The sequence below is a fragment of the Micromonospora sp. CNZ309 genome, assembly GCF_002846525.1.
The window spans coordinates 967,882-983,495 of sequence record NZ_PJNG01000001.1; the positions used below are offsets into that span (position 1 = coordinate 967,882).

11 protein-coding genes are annotated in these 15,614 nt (G+C 73.5%); 9 read left to right on the forward strand and 2 right to left on the reverse strand.

Annotated features, from left to right (window positions below; translation table 11 throughout):
* Window positions 1-225: 225 nt before the first annotated feature.
* Together CLT72_RS03670 and CLT72_RS32510 are read left to right on the forward strand one after the other, a co-directional pair.
* On the forward strand, window positions 226-1,089 hold the full coding sequence (locus CLT72_RS03670; RefSeq protein ID WP_486484177.1) for an alpha/beta hydrolase family protein: 864 nt from the start codon (window positions 226-228) through the stop codon (window positions 1,087-1,089).
* Window positions 1,089-1,415: a hypothetical protein gene (locus CLT72_RS32510; RefSeq protein ID WP_486484178.1), complete on the forward strand. Its 327-nt coding sequence runs from the start codon at window positions 1,089-1,091 to the stop codon at window positions 1,413-1,415. Before CLT72_RS03670 ends, CLT72_RS32510 begins: the two co-directional genes overlap by 1 nt.
* Before the next feature lie 47 nt (window positions 1,416-1,462).
* On the opposite strand, the gene CLT72_RS03675 is transcribed toward CLT72_RS32510, so the two are convergent.
* A complete protein-coding gene (locus CLT72_RS03675; RefSeq protein ID WP_199184464.1) occupies window positions 1,463-1,909 on the reverse strand; it encodes a VOC family protein in 447 nt (148 codons plus the stop codon).
* Window positions 1,910-2,049: 140 nt separating this feature from the next.
* Between CLT72_RS03675 and CLT72_RS32125 the strand changes: the two genes are divergently transcribed.
* The 4 genes from CLT72_RS32125 to CLT72_RS03690 all read left to right on the forward strand — a co-directional run bounded on the left by CLT72_RS32125 (window position 2,050) and on the right by CLT72_RS03690 (window position 7,572).
* On the forward strand, window positions 2,050-2,199 hold the full coding sequence (locus tag CLT72_RS32125) for a hypothetical protein (RefSeq protein WP_165947858.1): 150 nt from the start codon (window positions 2,050-2,052) through the stop codon (window positions 2,197-2,199).
* A gap of 9 nt (window positions 2,200-2,208) precedes the next feature.
* Entirely contained in the window at window positions 2,209-3,633 is a 1,425-nt protein-coding gene (locus CLT72_RS03680) for a methyltransferase (protein WP_101409519.1), read from the forward strand.
* Window positions 3,626-5,791: a sulfatase-like hydrolase/transferase gene (locus tag CLT72_RS03685; RefSeq protein WP_358168343.1), complete on the forward strand. Its 2,166-nt coding sequence runs from the start codon at window positions 3,626-3,628 to the stop codon at window positions 5,789-5,791. Before CLT72_RS03680 ends, CLT72_RS03685 begins: the two co-directional genes overlap by 8 nt.
* 497 nt (window positions 5,792-6,288) lie before the next feature.
* Window positions 6,289-7,572 (forward strand): citrate synthase, encoded by a 1,284-nt coding sequence (locus tag CLT72_RS03690; RefSeq protein WP_101409520.1) that lies wholly within the window; start codon window positions 6,289-6,291, stop codon window positions 7,570-7,572.
* Between the two features lie 114 nt (window positions 7,573-7,686).
* On the opposite strand, the gene CLT72_RS03695 is transcribed toward CLT72_RS03690, so the two are convergent.
* A complete protein-coding gene (locus CLT72_RS03695) occupies window positions 7,687-9,075 on the reverse strand; it encodes a glycosyltransferase family 4 protein (RefSeq protein ID WP_101409521.1) in 1,389 nt (462 codons plus the stop codon).
* Window positions 9,076-9,407: 332 nt separating this feature from the next.
* On the opposite strand from CLT72_RS03695, the gene glgX reads away from it, so the two are divergent.
* Genes glgX through treZ form a run of 3 tightly spaced genes read left to right on the forward strand, consistent with a single transcriptional unit; the run spans window position 9,408 to window position 15,578 of the window.
* Complete coding sequence (gene glgX, locus CLT72_RS03700) at window positions 9,408-11,525, forward strand: glycogen debranching protein GlgX (protein ID WP_101409522.1); 2,118 nt, start codon at window positions 9,408-9,410, stop codon at window positions 11,523-11,525.
* A 1-nt stretch (window position 11,526) separates the two neighbouring features.
* A complete protein-coding gene (gene treY, locus CLT72_RS03705) occupies window positions 11,527-13,848 on the forward strand; it encodes a malto-oligosyltrehalose synthase (protein WP_101409523.1) in 2,322 nt (773 codons plus the stop codon).
* A complete protein-coding gene (treZ, locus tag CLT72_RS03710) occupies window positions 13,845-15,578 on the forward strand; it encodes a malto-oligosyltrehalose trehalohydrolase (RefSeq protein WP_101409524.1) in 1,734 nt (577 codons plus the stop codon). The genes treY and treZ overlap by 4 nt, the downstream gene beginning before the upstream one ends.
* Window positions 15,579-15,614 lie beyond the last annotated feature (36 nt).

Below are 15,614 nucleotides of genomic sequence, written 5' to 3' on the forward strand. Positions count from 1 at the left end.
ATCGTGCATCGATACGAGCATGTGGAGGGCTATCGCCAACAGGTTTGTTATGGAAACCTGTTGGCATGACTTCAGGGGCGATTCCCGTCGTCGGCGATCCCGCTGGCACCTGGTGGGCGGACGCGGCTTCGCGCCGGTCGCCGACCACGACGACGAGGTGCACCAAGGGCCGCCTCTGAAGGCCCTCATCGCGCGAGTCGAGGACACCGACACCCCGGAGGAACGATGACCACCGCACTGACCCGCCGACAGCTGCTCGCAGCCACGCTCGCCACCGGTGCGGCCGTCCCGTTCGCCGGCACCGGCCGAGGGTGGGCCGCCCCGGCAGGCGCAACGCCCGGCCAGCCGCGGCTCACGCTGCCCCGACCCACCGGGCCGCACGCGGTGGGCACCGTGGCGCTGCACCTCGTGGACAGGTCCCGCCCGGACCCGGTCGCCGGCCCGGGGCGCCACCGCGAACTGATGGCCGGTGTCTGGTACCCCGCCACCGGGGACGCCCGGCGTCACCCCCTGGCGCAGTGGCTGCCTGACGCGCCGACGCGCGCGCTGCTCGTGTCCAGCGACTTCGACGCCGACGTCGCGGCGGCGCCCCTCACGGTCGGTCACGAGGGAGCTCCGGCACTGCGGGCACCCGGCCGGCTGCCCGTGGTCGTGTTCTCCCACGGCAACAATGGTCACCGATCGGAGACCACCATCGTGGTCCAGGAACTCGCCAGCCACGGCTACGCCGTCGTCACGGTGGATCACACGTACGACTCGTACGGCGAGTTCCCCGATGGCCGACTCACCGTCCCCGACAACGACATGTCGTTCACGCCATGGGACTCCGCCCACGACGTCCGGTTCGTCATCGACCGCATCGAGGACCTCGCCGCCGGCCGTAACCCCGACGCCGAGTGCCGTCCACTGCCGGCCGGCCTGGGTGCCGCGCTCGACCTACGGCGCATCGGCATGTTCGGCTGGTCGAAGGGCGCGACCGCGACCGCCCTCGTCATGAACGCCGACCAGCGTGTGCGGGCCGGGCTCAGCCTCGACGGCCCGATGGAATCGGCCCCGCCGGTCACCGACCTCGACCGCCGTTCATGCTGATGACCGCCGACTTCAGCCGGGCCACCGAGCCGAGCGTCGAGGAGTTCTGGTCGCACCTGCGTGGGTGGCGCCTCAACGTGCACGCCGAAGGCGCGGCCCACGGGTCGTACTGCGACCACCAGTGGCTGATCCCGCAACTGGCGACGATCATCGGGATGAGCGAGGAGCGGCTGCGGGGCTGGATCGGCACCCTCGACCCGACCCGGGCGGTACGCATCCAGCAGGCGTACCCACTCGCCTTCTTCGACCTGCACCTGCGCCGTCGTCGGCAGCGCCTGCTCGCCAACCCGGATCCGGCCTTCCCGGAGGTGCGGTTCATCGCCTGACCGACGTTGCTCCGGCGACTGCGATGTCCGACGACGCCGGCGCGTGTTCAGCTCCGGGGGAGCGGGGCGAACAGGTCCACGCCGTTGCCGTCGGGGTCACGCACCACCGCGTACCGCTGGCCCCAGTAGGCGTCCCACGGGGGCAGGTGACCCTCGTGGCCCTCGGCGACCAGGTCCGCGTAGAGCCGGTCGACCTCCGCCGGGTCGGCGCAGCGGAAGGCGAGGCTGGCCCCGCCGCCGCTTCTAGGCGTGAAGTCCGGGTCGAACGCGCGGATGGTCTCGACGGTGTCCCATGCCAGCCGCAGGCCGCCGGGCAGGGCGACCTCCACGTGCGGCGCGGCGCCAGCGTCGGCCGGGACGTCGAGGCCCAGCCGCCGGTAGAAGGCGAGCGAGCGGGGCAGGTCGGTGCTGACCAGGCCGATGAGATCGAGCGTCGGTGTCATGGCCCCCACGGTAGGGCCGTCGGCGGCGGTGGTCTTGAACGAAACGGACACTGGGCCGGAGTGCCGGGGTGTGGCCGCACGAGCCGGACGATCGGCGTAGCGTGTCAGACAACTCCGGCTTTCCGGGCAAATCCCCCAAGGGGGTCCTGTCCGCGTACGCCGATCTCGAGACGCGAGGGAAGGAGCGGTCGGTGGAACACCTGGCCTACCTGGACGCGGGGTCCGGCAGCCTGATCGTGCAGGCGGTGGTCGGCGGGGTGGCCGGCGCCGCGGTGGCGGCCAAGCTCTACTGGCGGCGACTGGTCGACCGGTTCCGCCGTCAGCCCACCGACCAGCGCTGACCCCGGCCCATGGCGAACTCCCGCACCGGCCTGCGCGCCGAGCCAGGTTCCTTCCGCGACCCCGCCAACCGGGTCTTCCACCTCGATGGCGACGTGCTGCGCGGGCTCGACGAGCAGGCCGCCGGCGAGTGGCGCGCGCTGAGCGCCAGCGCGTTCTTCCCGCCGCTGCTCGCCGCCGGCAAGGTGTGCGGCACCGAGGCGGTCGAGTCGCCGGCCGTGCCGTCGGTCGACCGGTGGGCCGCCGTCCTGCGCCACGAGCGCATCCCGTTCGTCTCCCACCCGTACGAGTGGTCCTTCGCCATGCTGCGCGACGCCGCGCTGCTGCACCTGGAGATCCTGCGCGCCGCCCTGCCGGCCGGCTTCACGACGAAGGACGGCTCGGCCTACAACCTCCAGTGGCGGGGCGCCGAACCGGTGTTCATCGACGTCGGCTCGTTCACCCCGGCGCGCGAGGGCGAGCCCTGGGCCGGGTACCGGCAGTTCTGCCAGACGCTGCTCTACCCGCTGCTGCTCGGCGCCCACCTCGGGCTGGACTTCCAGCCGTGGCTGCGCGCCCGGGTCGACGGCATCGAGCCCGACCAGATGCGCCGGCTGTTCGGCGGCGCCCGGCGGCTGCTGCCCGGCGTGCCCACCCACGTGCACCTGCACGACGCGATGCAGCGGCGCAACGCCCGGGCCAGCACCACCGACGTCCGCTCCCAGCTACGGGCGGCCGGCTACTCCCGTGAGCTGGCGCTGGCCACCGTACGGGGGATCGAGAAGCTCGTCCGGCGGCTGGAGCCCCGCCAGGCGGCCAGCCACTGGGTGGACTACCAGCGCACCTGCGCGTACACGGCCGACGACCGGGCCGCGAAGGAACGCTTCGTCACCGGGGCGCTGGCCGACGGGCCCCGGCCCCGACTGGCGCTGGACCTGGGCGCCAACGACGGCCGGTACGCCCGCCTCGCCGCCCGGCACGCCGACTACGTCGTCGCCGTCGAGCAGGACCCGGGCGTGGTGGACGGGCTCTACCGGGACCTGCGCGCGGCGGGGGAGCGGCGGATCCTGCCCCTGGTGATGGACCTCGCCGACCCGTCGCCCGGCGGCGGCTGGCGCGGCGTCGAACGGGCCTCGTTCGCCGACCGGGCCGACGCCGACGCGATCCTCGCCCTGGCCGTCGTGCACCACCTGGCGATCGGGCGCAACGTGCCGCTGCCCGAGGTGCTGGACTGGCTGGTCGGGCTCGCCGCCCCCGGCGCCCGCCTGGTGGTGGAGTTCGTCCACCCCGGGGACCCGATGGCCCGGCGGCTGCTGGCCAACAAGCCCGAGGGGCTCTTCCCCGACTACCGGCCGGCCGAGTTCGAGCGGCTGCTCGCCGCGCGCTGCCGGATCACGCGGCGACTCGACCTGCCCTCCGGCACCCGGACGCTCTACGCGGCGGTCGTGGGTGGCTGAGCCGATCCCCGACCCGCCCGCTTCGCCGCCGACACCCGGCCCGGCACGCCAGCCCGGTCCCGCCGCCCCGGCCGGCCAGTGCGATCCCGGCGACCGGGCAGGCGAGCCCGGTCCCGCCGCCCCGGCCGGCCACAGTGGCCGCAGCGACCCGGCTGCGCGGGCCGGCCGAGCCAGCCGGGTCGGGTGGCGGGCTGAGCTGGGCCGGCTGGCCGAGGTGGCGGGGCTGGTCGGGCTCGTGGTCACCCAGCCGCTGCTGGACGTCCTCGGGCGCAGCCCCGACTTCTTCCTGTTCCACCGCGCCGGGCGCCGGGAGATCCTCCTGCTGGTGGCACTGGTCGCGCTGGTGCCCACCGCCGCCCTGGCGCTGCTCGGCGCGCTGTCCCGGCTGGCCGGGCACGCCGCCCGCTCGGCGACCCACACCCTGCTGGTCGGCCTGCTGCTCGCCGCGCTGGCCGTGCAGGTCGGCCGGCACGGCACGCCGCTGCGGGGCGTACCGCTGCTGTTGCTCGCCGCGGTCGCGGGCGCCGCCGGGGCCGCCGCGCACCGGCGGTGGCGCGCGCCCGGCCGGGCGCTGCGGCTGGCCGCGGCCGGGCCGCTGCTGTTCGTGGGGCTGTTCGTGTTCGTCTCGCCCACCTCCACCGTGGTGCTGCCCCGGAGCGAGGGTGGCGCCGCCGGGGTGGCCGGGCCCGGCAACCACCCGCCGGTGGTCGTGCTGGTCCTCGACGAGCTGCCCCTGGTGTCCCTGCTCGGTCCCGACGGGCGGATCGACGCCGCCCGGTTCCCGCACTTCGCGGAGCTGGCCGGCGGCTCCACCTGGTACCGCAACGCCACCGGCGTCAGCGGCTGGACGCCCTACGCGCTGCCGGCGATGCTCACCGGCCGCTACCCGCAGCGCGCGGTGGCGCCGCACTACTCGCAGCACCCGGACAACCTCTTCACCGCCTTCGGCGGCCTGTACGACGTGCGCGCCGAGGAGAGCATCACCCGGCTCTGCCCGCCCAGCCGCTGCGAGCAGCCGGTCGCCCCGGAACAGGGCATGGGCGTGCTCGTCCGGCAGGCCGGCGGGCTGCTGCGCCAGCTCACCGCGCCGGTCGACAGCCGCGTCGACCCGGAGGACTCGTACCGCGAACCCACCGCCGAGGAGGCGGGCATCGACGCCGCCGAGCCGGTGCCGGCGGATCCGAAGTTCCGCTGGGACAGCCTGGACGACAACCAGCCGGCCCGCTTCACCAGCTTCCTCGCCGGGCTGCGGCCGGCGGCCCGGCCCACCCTGCACTTCCTGCACCTGCTGATGCCGCACTCGCCGTGGGCGTACCTGCCGTCGGGGGCGCGCTACGACGCCCCGGAGGACCTGCCGAACGACGGCGCCGGCTGGGTGGAGCTGGCCCGTGGGCGGCACCTGGCGCAGCTCGGCTACACCGACCGGTTGATCGGCCAGACCCTGCGTACCCTGCGCTCCACCGGCCTCTACGACCAGGCCCTGCTGGTGGTGACCGCGGATCACGGCGTCAGCTTCACCCCGGGCGCCCAGGGCCGGGGCATGGACGCCATCCGCACCGCCCCCGCCGAGGTCGCCTGGGTGCCGACCTTCGTCAAGACCCCCGGCCAGCGTGCCGGGCGCGTCGACGACCGGAACTGGCAGCACGTCGACCTGCTGCCCACCATCGCCGACGAGGCGGCCATCCGGCTCCCGTGGCCGGTCGACGGCCGCTCCGCCCGGCAGGCCCCGCGTACGGAGGCGGGCAAGGTCTTCTACGACCGTCCCGGCCAGCCGACCCCCGTCGCCGGCGGCGTACCGGCCCCGCTCCCGCCACCCGCGCCCCACCCGCTGGTGGGCACCGCCGTCGGCGACCGCCCGGCGGGCGGCACCGCTGAGGTCGCCGACCTGGCCGCGTACGACGCGGTGGACCCGGACACGGGGCGGCTGCCGGCCGCCGTCTGGGGCGACGTGCCGGACGAGGTACCCGACGGCACGCTCCTGGCGATCGCCGTCAACGGCCGGATCGGCGCGGTCGTCCCCGTGGTCCCCCGCGACGCCGGCGGACGCCGGTTCGCCGCCCTGCTCGCCGACGACCGCCTCTTCCACGCGGGCGCCAACCGCCTCGCCGTCTACCGCGTCACCGGCGACAACACCCTCCTCCGCCTGACCCTCACCTGACTCCACCCACCCCCACCCACCCACCCCGCCCCACCTGCCCCACCCGGCCCGCGCCCGGGCGCTGCCCGACCCGGCCCGCGCCCCCGCGCCCCCGCGCTGCCGCGCCCCGCGCTGCCGCGCCCCGCGCTGCCGCGCCCCGCGCCCCGCGCTCCGGCGCCCCCGCGCAGTCCTCCCGCACCCTCCCCAGGGTCGATCATGAGGTTACTGCCCTGGAATGCGCTTTCCGCAGCCGCAAACCTCATGATCGACGTGCGCGGCGACGTGCGCGGCGCTGGGCGGCGCTGGGCGGCGCGGTGTGGCGCGGGGCAGCGGGGTGCGGTGGGGTGGGGCTGATTGGCGGTTGCGCGTCCGGATTGCGCGGGTTTCTCGGCTCGCTGGTCGGGAAACGGGTGACGCATGCCTCACCGCCGAACCACGACGGGCGGTGTCACCTCGACCGTGATTACGGTAAAAGCGAAGGCAATTCAACGCAGATCTGCCGGCGAAGCGAGGGAAACATGACGGAAGTCAAGCTCGATCACCCCGGTGGGCAGCTTTCGATGCCGGTGCAATCCGCGGTCGAGGGCCCCGCCGGCATCGGGGTGGGCAAGCTGCTGAAGGAAACCGGGATGACGACGTACGACCCCGGTTTCGTCAACACCGCGGCCTGCTCGTCCGCCATCACCTACATCGACGGTGACGCGGGGATCCTGCGGTACCGGGGTTACCCGATCGAGCAGCTCGCGGAGAAGTCCTCCTTCCTGGAGGTCTCCTACCTGCTGATCTACGGTGACCTGCCGACCCAGCAGCAGCTGACCGACTTCACCGAGCGCATCCGCCGGCACTCGCTGCTGCACGAGGAGATGCGCCGCTTCTTCGACGGCTTCCCGCGCGACGCGCACCCGATGGCCGTGCTCTCCTCGGCCGTCAGCGCCATCTCCACCTTCTACCAGGACAGCCTGGACCCCTTCGACTCCTCGCACGTCGAGATGTCCACGGTGCGGCTGATGGCGAAGGTGCCCACCATCGCCTCGTACGCCTACAAGAAGTCGATCGGGCAGCCGCTGCTGTACCCGGACAACTCGCTGGGCTACGTGGAGAACTTCCTGCGGATGACCTTCGGCGTGCCGGCGGAGCCGTACGAGGTCGACCCGGTGATGGCCAAGGTGCTGGACATGCTGTTCATCCTGCACGCCGACCACGAGCAGAACTGCTCCACCTCGACCGTGCGGCTGGTCGGCTCCAGCAACGCCAACCTCTTCGCCTCGGTCTCGGCCGGCGTGAACGCGCTCTTCGGCCCGCTGCACGGCGGCGCCAACCAGGCCGTGCTGGAGATGCTGGAGAAGATCCAGGCCGACGGCGGCGACGTCGCGTCCTTCGTCCGCAAGGTCAAGGACAAGCAGGACGGCGTGAAGCTGATGGGCTTCGGCCACCGGGTCTACAAGAACTACGACCCGCGCGCGGCCATCGTGAAGAAGGCGGCCCAGGACGTGCTCGGCCGGATGGCGAAGCCGGACCCGCTGCTGGACATCGCCATGCAGCTGGAGGAGATCGCCCTCGCCGACGAGTTCTTCGTCTCCCGCAAGCTCTACCCGAACGTGGACTTCTACACCGGCCTGATCTACAAGGCCATGGGCTTCCCGACCAAGATGTTCACGGTGCTCTTCGCGCTGGGCCGGCTCCCCGGCTGGATCGCGCAGTGGCGCGAGATGATCAACGACCCGGAGACCAAGATCGGCCGCCCGCGGCAGATCTACACCGGCGCCCCCGAGCGGGCGTACGCCCCGTTCTCGGAGCGCTGAGCCCCGACCGTACCGACGACGAAGGCCGCCGAACCCGTACGGGTTCGGCGGCCTTCGTCGTGTTGTCGGCCCCGGCGGCGCGGACCCCCGGATCGACAGGGCCCGCGTCGGTCGTCAGCGCAGGCCGGCGGCGGCCAGCAGGTTGCCCTCGGCGACCGACGGCACGGCGCGGCCACGGGTGACCCGCTCGGCGGCGAACGACCCGCAGGTGGCGATCGCCGCCGCGTAGGCCGCGGCCGTGCGCTGCGCGATGGCCGACCAGCCGTAGCGCTCGTGCACCATGACGCGGGCCCGGCGGGCGAGCTGGCGGGCCCGGTCCCGGTCCGACAGCAGCGCGTCGACGGCGTCGGTCAGCCCGTCCGGGTCGTGCGGCTTGAAGGTCATTCCGGTCACCCCGGGCTCGACGATCTCGGCGAGCCCACCGGTCGCGGCGACGGCCAGGGGCGCGCCGGCGGCGGCGCCCTCGAGGGCCACCATGCCGAACGGCTCGTAGATGCTCGGCACGGCGAAGCAGTCCGACGCGGCCATCACGGCGGGCAGGTCGGTGCCGCCGAGGAAGCCGGGGAGGCTGACCGTGCCACCGAGGCCCAGGCGGTGCACCTCGGCTTCCAGTTCCCCACGGTACGGCCCGTCGCCGACGATGACCGCGCGCAGCCCGGGGTGCCGCTCGCGTAGCCGGGGCAGCCCGGCGATCAGGTGCTGCACGCCCTTCTCGTAGACCAGCCGGCCGGCGAAGGTGACCAGCGGCCCGTCCCCGGCGAAGCGGGCGCGGGCGCTCGCCACGGCGGCGGCGGGGACGCGCCAGCGGTGCGGCTCCACGCCGTTGGGCACCACGTCGACCCGGCCGGCCGGTACGCCGAACAGCCCGGTGACCTCGTCGCGCATGTAGCCGGAGCAGACGATGACCCGACCCGACTCGCCGGCCAGCCAGTGCTCGACGCCGTGGATGGTGCGGTTCATCTCCTCCGGCAGCCAGCCCTGGTGCCGGCCGGCCTCGGTGGCGTGGATCGTGCTGACCAGCGGAATGTCCAGGTGCTCGCGCAGGGTCATCGCGGTGTGCGCGACGAGCCAGTCGTGGGCGTGGATGACGTCGTAGGAGCCGGCCTCGGTGGCGCGCAGGGCGGCGCGGGTGAGGGTGTGGTTGAACGCCATGGTCCAGGCCAGCAGGGAGGAGGTGGCCAGCGGGAAGGTGACCGGGTCCTCGGCGGCACGGACGATGCGTACGCCGTCGGCGTACTCCTCCAGGGGTGCGCCCTCGGTGTGGCGGGTGACGACGGTGACCTCGTGGCCGGCGGCGGCCAGGGCGACCGACAGGGCGTGCACGTGCCGGCCGAGGCCGCCGACCAGGACCGGCGGGTACTCCCAGGAGAGCATGAGGATGCGGCGCGTCTGCGGGGGCGTGCCCGGTCCGGCCGCCGTCGGGAGTTGGGGCCGGGAGGTGAGGGTGGGTCGGTGGACCCGACCCGGGGTGGTGGTGGACTGCTCGACCCGCAGGGTCGTCACATCAATCTCCGTCCATGCATGGTGGAACGCGCCGACGGCGGTGGCGGCGAAAGAGTGGTGGGGATGGCCGAAGGGCCGACTGGAGACGCGCGGGCGCGCCCCGCGACAAGCAAAAGGCATCCGGGCCGATCCCGCATCTCGAAAGGGGCCAAGGTGACGGAGGACACCTGAAAGTCCCGGGTCGTGTCAGTCGGGTGGATTCCGGTCATCGGCCGATCGGGTGGATTGGCGGCGGAACGCGCGGGGCAATACCCGCGCACGCGCGCCGCCGGCCCCCGCCGTGTGGTGCGCTCATGGTGCGGTGCGCGCTCATGATCTCGCGAAGGAGCGACATGCAGGTCTGGCCGGGTGAGCGGTACCCCCTCGGGGCCACCTACGACGGGATGGGCACCAACTTCGCCATCTTCTCCGAGGTGGCCGAGCGGGTCGAGCTGTGCCTGTTCGACGAGTGGGACACCGGGGCGGAGCGGCGCGTCGAGCTGCGCGAGGTCGACGCCTACGTCTGGCACGCGTACATCCCCGGCATCGAGCCGGGGCAGCGCTACGGCTACCGGGTGCACGGGCCGTACGACCCGGCGAACGGGCTGCGCTGCAACCCGGCCAAGCTGCTGCTCGACCCGTACGCCAAGGCGGTCGACGGCGACGTGCGGTGGGACCCGGCCGTCTACGACTACGAGCACGGCGACCCGGAGCGGATGAACACGACCGACTCGGCGCCGTTCATGCCGAAGTCGGTGGTGGTGAACCCCTACTTCGACTGGGGCAACGACTCGCCGCCGCGCATCCCCTACCACCACTCGGTGATCTACGAGGCGCACGTGCGCGGCCTGACGATGCGCCACCCGGACATCCCCGACGAGCTGCGCGGCACGTACGCGGGCCTCGCCTCGCCGCCGATGATCGAATACCTGACGCAGCTCGGCGTGACCGCCGTCGAGCTGATGCCGGTGCACCAGTTCGTGCACGACCACCGGCTGGTCGACATGGGGCTGCGCAACTACTGGGGCTACAACACCATCGGTTTCTTCGCCCCGCACCACGGCTACTCGGCGCTCGGGCACCTCGGCCAGCAGGTGCAGGAGTTCCGGGGCATGGTCAAGGCGCTGCACGCCGCCGGCATCGAGGTCATCCTCGACGTGGTCTACAACCACACCGCCGAGGGCAACCACCTCGGCCCGACGCTGAGCTTCAAGGGCGTCGACAACGCCAGCTACTACCGGCTCAGCGAGGACGACCGCCGCTACTACGTCGACTACACCGGCACCGGCAACAGCCTCAACGTGCGCAGCCCCCACTCGCTCCAGCTGATCATGGATTCGCTGCGCTACTGGGTGACCGAGATGCACGTCGACGGGTTCCGCTTCGACCTCGCCGCCACCCTCGCCCGCGAGTTCTACGAGGTCGACCGCCTCTCCACCTTCTTCGAGGTGGTGCAGCAGGACCCGGTGGTCAGTCAGGTCAAGCTGATCGCCGAGCCGTGGGACGTCGGGCCGGGCGGCTACCAGGTGGGCAACTTCCCGCCGGTGTGGACCGAGTGGAACGGCAAGTACCGCGACACCGTGCGCGACTTCTGGCGCGGGGAGCCGGCCACCCTCGCCGAGTTCGCCTCCCGCATCTCCGGCTCCGCCGACCTCTACCAGGACGACGGGCGCCGCCCCTTCCACAGCATCAACTTCGTCACCTGCCACGACGGGTTCACGCTGCGCGACCTGGTGTCGTACAACGACAAGCACAACGAGGCCAACGGCGAGGACAACCGCGACGGCGAGAGCCACAACCGGTCCTGGAACTGCGGCGTCGAGGGCGACAGCGACGACGAGGCCGTACGCGCCCTGCGGGCCCGGCAGCGGCGCAACTTCCTGGCCACCCTGGTGCTGTCGCAGGGCGTGCCGATGATCGGCCACGGCGACGAACTGGGCCGCACCCAGCGCGGCAACAACAACGCCTACTGCCAGGACAGCGAGCTGGCCTGGATCGACTGGGACGACGCCGACACCGAGCTGCTGGAGTTCGCCCGCAAGCTGGTCGACTTCCGCCGCCGCCACCAGGTGTTCCGCCGGCGGCGCTTCTTCACCGGCCTGCCGGTGCGCTCCCGGCTGGTCGACGAGCCCCTGCCGGACCTGGCCTGGTACACCCCCGACGGGCGGGAGATGACCGGCGAGGACTGGGGCAACGACTTCGGCCGCTCCGTCGCGCTCTTCGTCAACGGCGAGGGCATCCGCGAGCGCGGCCCGTACGGCCAGCGGCACGTGGACGCCTCCTTCCTGCTCTGCTTCAACGCCCACGACGCGCCGCTGGACTTCACCGTCCCCGGCCCCGAGTTCGGGCAGCGCTGGGAGGTGGTGATCAGCACCGCGGAACCGGAACCGGAGAAGACCACGGTGGTCGAGGCGGGGGGCAACCTCTGCGTACCCGACCGGTGCGTCGTGGTGCTGGAGAGGAATGCCTGACATGTCGACCACCCCTCGACCCGACGCGCCCCAGGCGGGCGCCACCTACCGGGTGCAGGTGCGCCCCGGCTTCGACCTGGACGCCACCGCCGAGCTGGCCGACTACCTGGCCGGCCTCGGCGTCACCCACCTCTACAGCGCGCCCCTGCTCACCGCCACCCCCGGCTCCGCACACGGCTACGACGTGGTCGACCACCGCGCCGTCAACCCGGAACTGGGCGGCGAGGCGGCCCGGCAGCGGCTGCTGCGCGCGCTGCGCGCCGCCGGTCTCGGCCTGGTCGTCGACATCGTGCCCAACCACGCGGGGGTGGCCGTGCCGGCCGCCAACCCCTCCTGGTGGGACGTGCTGCGCCGGGGCCGCGACTCGGCGTACGCGGGCTGGTTCGACATCGACTGGGACCGGGGCCGGCTGCTGCTGCCGGTGCTCGCCGACTCCCCGGACGCCCTCGACGACCTCAAGCTCGCCGACGGGGAACTGCGCTACCACGAGCACCGCTTCCCGATCGCCGCCGGCACCGGCGACGGCGATCCCCGGCAGGTGCACGACCGGCAGCACTACGAGCTGGTCTCCTGGCGGCGCGGCGACGCCGAGCTGACGTACCGCCGGTTCTTCGCCGTCTCGGACCTGGCCGGGCTGCGGGTGGAGGACCCGGAGGTCTTCGCCGCCACCCACGAGCTGGTCCTGCGCTGGGCGGCGGCCGGCGAGGTCGACGGCATCCGCGTCGACCACCCGGACGGGCTGCGCGACCCCTCGGCCTACCTGGCGCGGCTGCGCGCCGCCGCGCCGGACGCGTGGCTGGTGGTGGAGAAGATCCTGGAGTACGGGGAGGAACTGCCGGACTGGCCGGTCGACGGCACCACCGGCTACGACGCCCTCGCCGCCGTCTGCGGGCTGTTCGTCGACCCCGACGCCCAGGGCGACTTCACCGCCCTCGACACCCACCTCGTCGGGCGGCACACCTCCTGGCAGGACCTCACCCACGACACCAAGCTCGCCGCGGCCACCCGGCTGCTGGCGACCGAGCTGAACCGCCTCGCCGCGCTCGCCGGCGACGTCGAGCGCGACGCGGCCCGGGCGGGGCTGGCCGAGCTGGCCGCCGCGTTCCCGGTCTACCGGGGCTACCCGCCGCACGGGGCACGCCACCTGGCCGCCGCCCGCGCCGAGGCCGGCCGCCGCCGCCCCGACCTGACCGCCGCGCTGGACGCGCTCACCCGCCGGCTGCGCGACCCCGACGACGAACTGGCGAAGCGCTTCCCGCAGTTCACCGGCGCGGTCATGGCCAAGGGGGTGGAGGACACCGCCTTCTACCGGTGGAGCCGCTTCGTCGCGCTCAACGAGGTCGGCGGCAGCCCCGCGCACTTCGGCGTGCCGCCGGCCGAGTTCCACCGCTTCGCCGCCGCCCGGCAGGTGCGCTGGCCGGCGAGCATGACCACCCTCTCCACCCACGACACCAAGCGCTCCGAGGACGTCCGGGCCCGCCTCGCCGTACTCAGCGAGCTGCCCGGGCGCTGGGCCGACCTCGTCGGCCGGTGGACGGCCCGCGCGCCGCTGCCCGACCCCGCCTTCGCGCACCTGCTCTGGCAGACCGCCGTGGGCGCCTGGCCGATCGAGCGGGAGCGGCTGCACGCGTACGTCGAGAAGGCCGCCCGCGAGGCGTCGGCCGCCACGAGCTGGGCCGACCCCGACCCGGTCTTCGAGCGGGCCATGCACGACGTGGTCGACGCGATGTACGACGATGCGCAGCTGCACGCCGAGCTGACCGCCTTCGCCGACGAGATCGCCCCCGCCGGCTGGTCCAACTCGCTCGGGCAGAAGCTCGTGCAGCTCGCCATGCCCGGGGTGCCCGACACCTACCAGGGCACCGAGCTGTGGGACAACTCGCTGGTCGACCCCGACAACCGCCGCCCGGTCGACTTCGCCGTACGCCGGGAGCTGCTGGCCCGCCTCGACGCCGGCCCGCCCCCGCCGGTGGACGCCGGCGGCGCGGCGAAGCTGCTCGTGGTGTCGCGCGCCCTGCGGCTGCGTCGCGACCGCCCGGAGCTGTTCACCGGCTACCGGCCGGTGCCGGCCCAAGGGCGTGCCGGGCGGCACGCGCTGGCCTTCGACCGGGGCGGCGCGGTCGCCGTCGCCACCCGGCTGCCGCTCGGGCTGGCCCGCACCGGCGGCTGGGGCGACACCACCCTGTCACTTCCCGTTCACGAGGTGACCGACCTGTTCACGGGCCGGTCCTACAGTGGCGGGCAGACCCTGCTGGCCGACCTGCTGGCCACCTACCCCGTCGCGCTGCTGGCTCCCACCACCGAGTCCGTGGAGGCTTCATGACCGAGTTCACGGTGTGGGCGCCGCAGGCCGCCCGCGTCCGGCTGCGCCTGCCGGGCGTCGCCGACCACGAGATGCGCTCCGGCCCCGACGGCTGGTGGCGGGTCGAGGTGCCCGCCGCCGGCCCCGGCACCGACTACGCCTTCCTGCTCGACGACGACGAGCGGGCGCTGCCCGACCCCCGCTCGCCCTGGCAGCCGCACGGCGTGCACGGGCCCAGCCGGCGCTACGACCACGCGGCGTTCGAGTGGACCGACCAGGCCTGGACCGGCCGGCAGCTGCCCGGCGCCGTCCTCTACGAGCTGCACGTCGGCACCTTCACCCCCGAGGGCACCTTCGACGCCGCCATCGGCCGCCTCGACCACCTCGTCGACCTCGGCGTCGACATGATCGAGCTGCTGCCCGTCAACGCCTTCAACGGCGAGCACAACTGGGGCTACGACGGGGTCTGCTGGTATGCCCCGCACCAGCCCTACGGCGGGCCGGACGGCCTGAAACGACTGGTCGACGCCGCCCACGCCAAGGGCCTGGGGGTGATCCTCGACGTCGTCTACAACCATTTCGGGCCCTCCGGGGCCTACGCGCCGATGTTCGCGCCGTACCTCACCGAGCAGAGCAACACCTGGGGTCGCACCGTCAACCTCGACGGCCCGCACTCCGACGGCGTGCGCCGCTACATCGTCGACAGCATCCTGATGTGGCTGCGCGACTACCACGTCGACGGCCTGCGGCTCGACGCCGTGCACGCCATGCCCGACTCCCGCGCCACGCCCTGGCTCGAGGAGGTGGCGATCGAGGTGGAGGCGCTCGCCACCCACCTCGGCCGGCCGCTGTCGCTGATCGCCGAGTCCGACCTCAACGACCCCACCCTGATCACGCCGCGCGAGGCCGGCGGCTTCGGCCTGCACGCCCAGTGGAACGACGACGCCCACCACGCCCTGCACACCCTGCTCACCGGCGAGCGGCAGGGCTACTACGGCGACTTCGGCTCGCTGGAATGCCTCACCGACGTGCTGACCGGCGGGTTCTTCCACGCCGGCACCTGGTCCAGCTTCCGCAACCGCCACCACGGCCGGCCCGTCGACCGGCAGCGCACCCCGGGCCACCGGTTCGTCGCGTACCTCCAGAACCACGACCAGATCGGCAACCGGGCCACCGGCGACCGGATCTCCGCCACCCTCTCCCCGGGGCTGCTGCGCGTCGGCGCGACGCTGCTGTTCACCGCCCCGTTCACCCCGATGCTCTTCATGGGGGAGGAGTGGGCCGCCAGCACCCCGTGGCAGTTCTTCACCAGCCACCCCGAGCCGGAGCTGGCGACCGCCGTCGCCACCGGCCGCAAGCGGGAGTTCGCCGCCCACGGCTGGCCGGAGGGCGACGTGCCGGACCCGCAGGACCCGCAGACCTTCGTCCGCTCCCGGCTCGACTGGGCCGAGCTGGACAAACCCGAACACCGCGAGATGTACGAGTTCCACAAGCGGCTCATCGCGCTGCGCAAGAGCCGGGCCGACCTGACCGATCCTCGGCTGGACCGGGTCGACGTCCGGCACGGCGACCAGTTCCTGGTGATGCGCCGGGGCGAGACGCTGGTGGCGGCGAACCTGGCCGCCAAGCCGCAGCGGGTCACCCTGCCGGGGGTGGCGCGCCGGGTGCTGCTCGCGACGGGGGAGGGGGTCACGGTGATGCGTGACCGCATCGAGTTGCCGGCGGAGACGGCGGCGATCGTGGCCCTCTGAGCGGCGCTCGACGCCGCTTCGCCGTCGGCAGTGGTG

Coding starts and splice junctions, on each gene's coding strand:
- CLT72_RS03670 (WP_486484177.1), top strand. CDS start 226: ATGACCACCGCACTGACCCGCCGACAGCTGCTCGCAGCCACGCTCGCC.
- CLT72_RS32510 (WP_486484178.1), top strand. CDS start 1,089: ATGACCGCCGACTTCAGCCGGGCCACCGAGCCGAGCGTCGAGGAGTTC.
- CLT72_RS03680 (WP_101409519.1), top strand. CDS start 2,209: ATGGCGAACTCCCGCACCGGCCTGCGCGCCGAGCCAGGTTCCTTCCGC.
- CLT72_RS03690 (WP_101409520.1), top strand. CDS start 6,289: ATGACGGAAGTCAAGCTCGATCACCCCGGTGGGCAGCTTTCGATGCCG.
- glgX (WP_101409522.1), top strand. CDS start 9,408: ATGCAGGTCTGGCCGGGTGAGCGGTACCCCCTCGGGGCCACCTACGAC.
- treY (WP_101409523.1), top strand. CDS start 11,527: ATGTCGACCACCCCTCGACCCGACGCGCCCCAGGCGGGCGCCACCTAC.
- treZ (WP_101409524.1), top strand. CDS start 13,845: ATGACCGAGTTCACGGTGTGGGCGCCGCAGGCCGCCCGCGTCCGGCTG.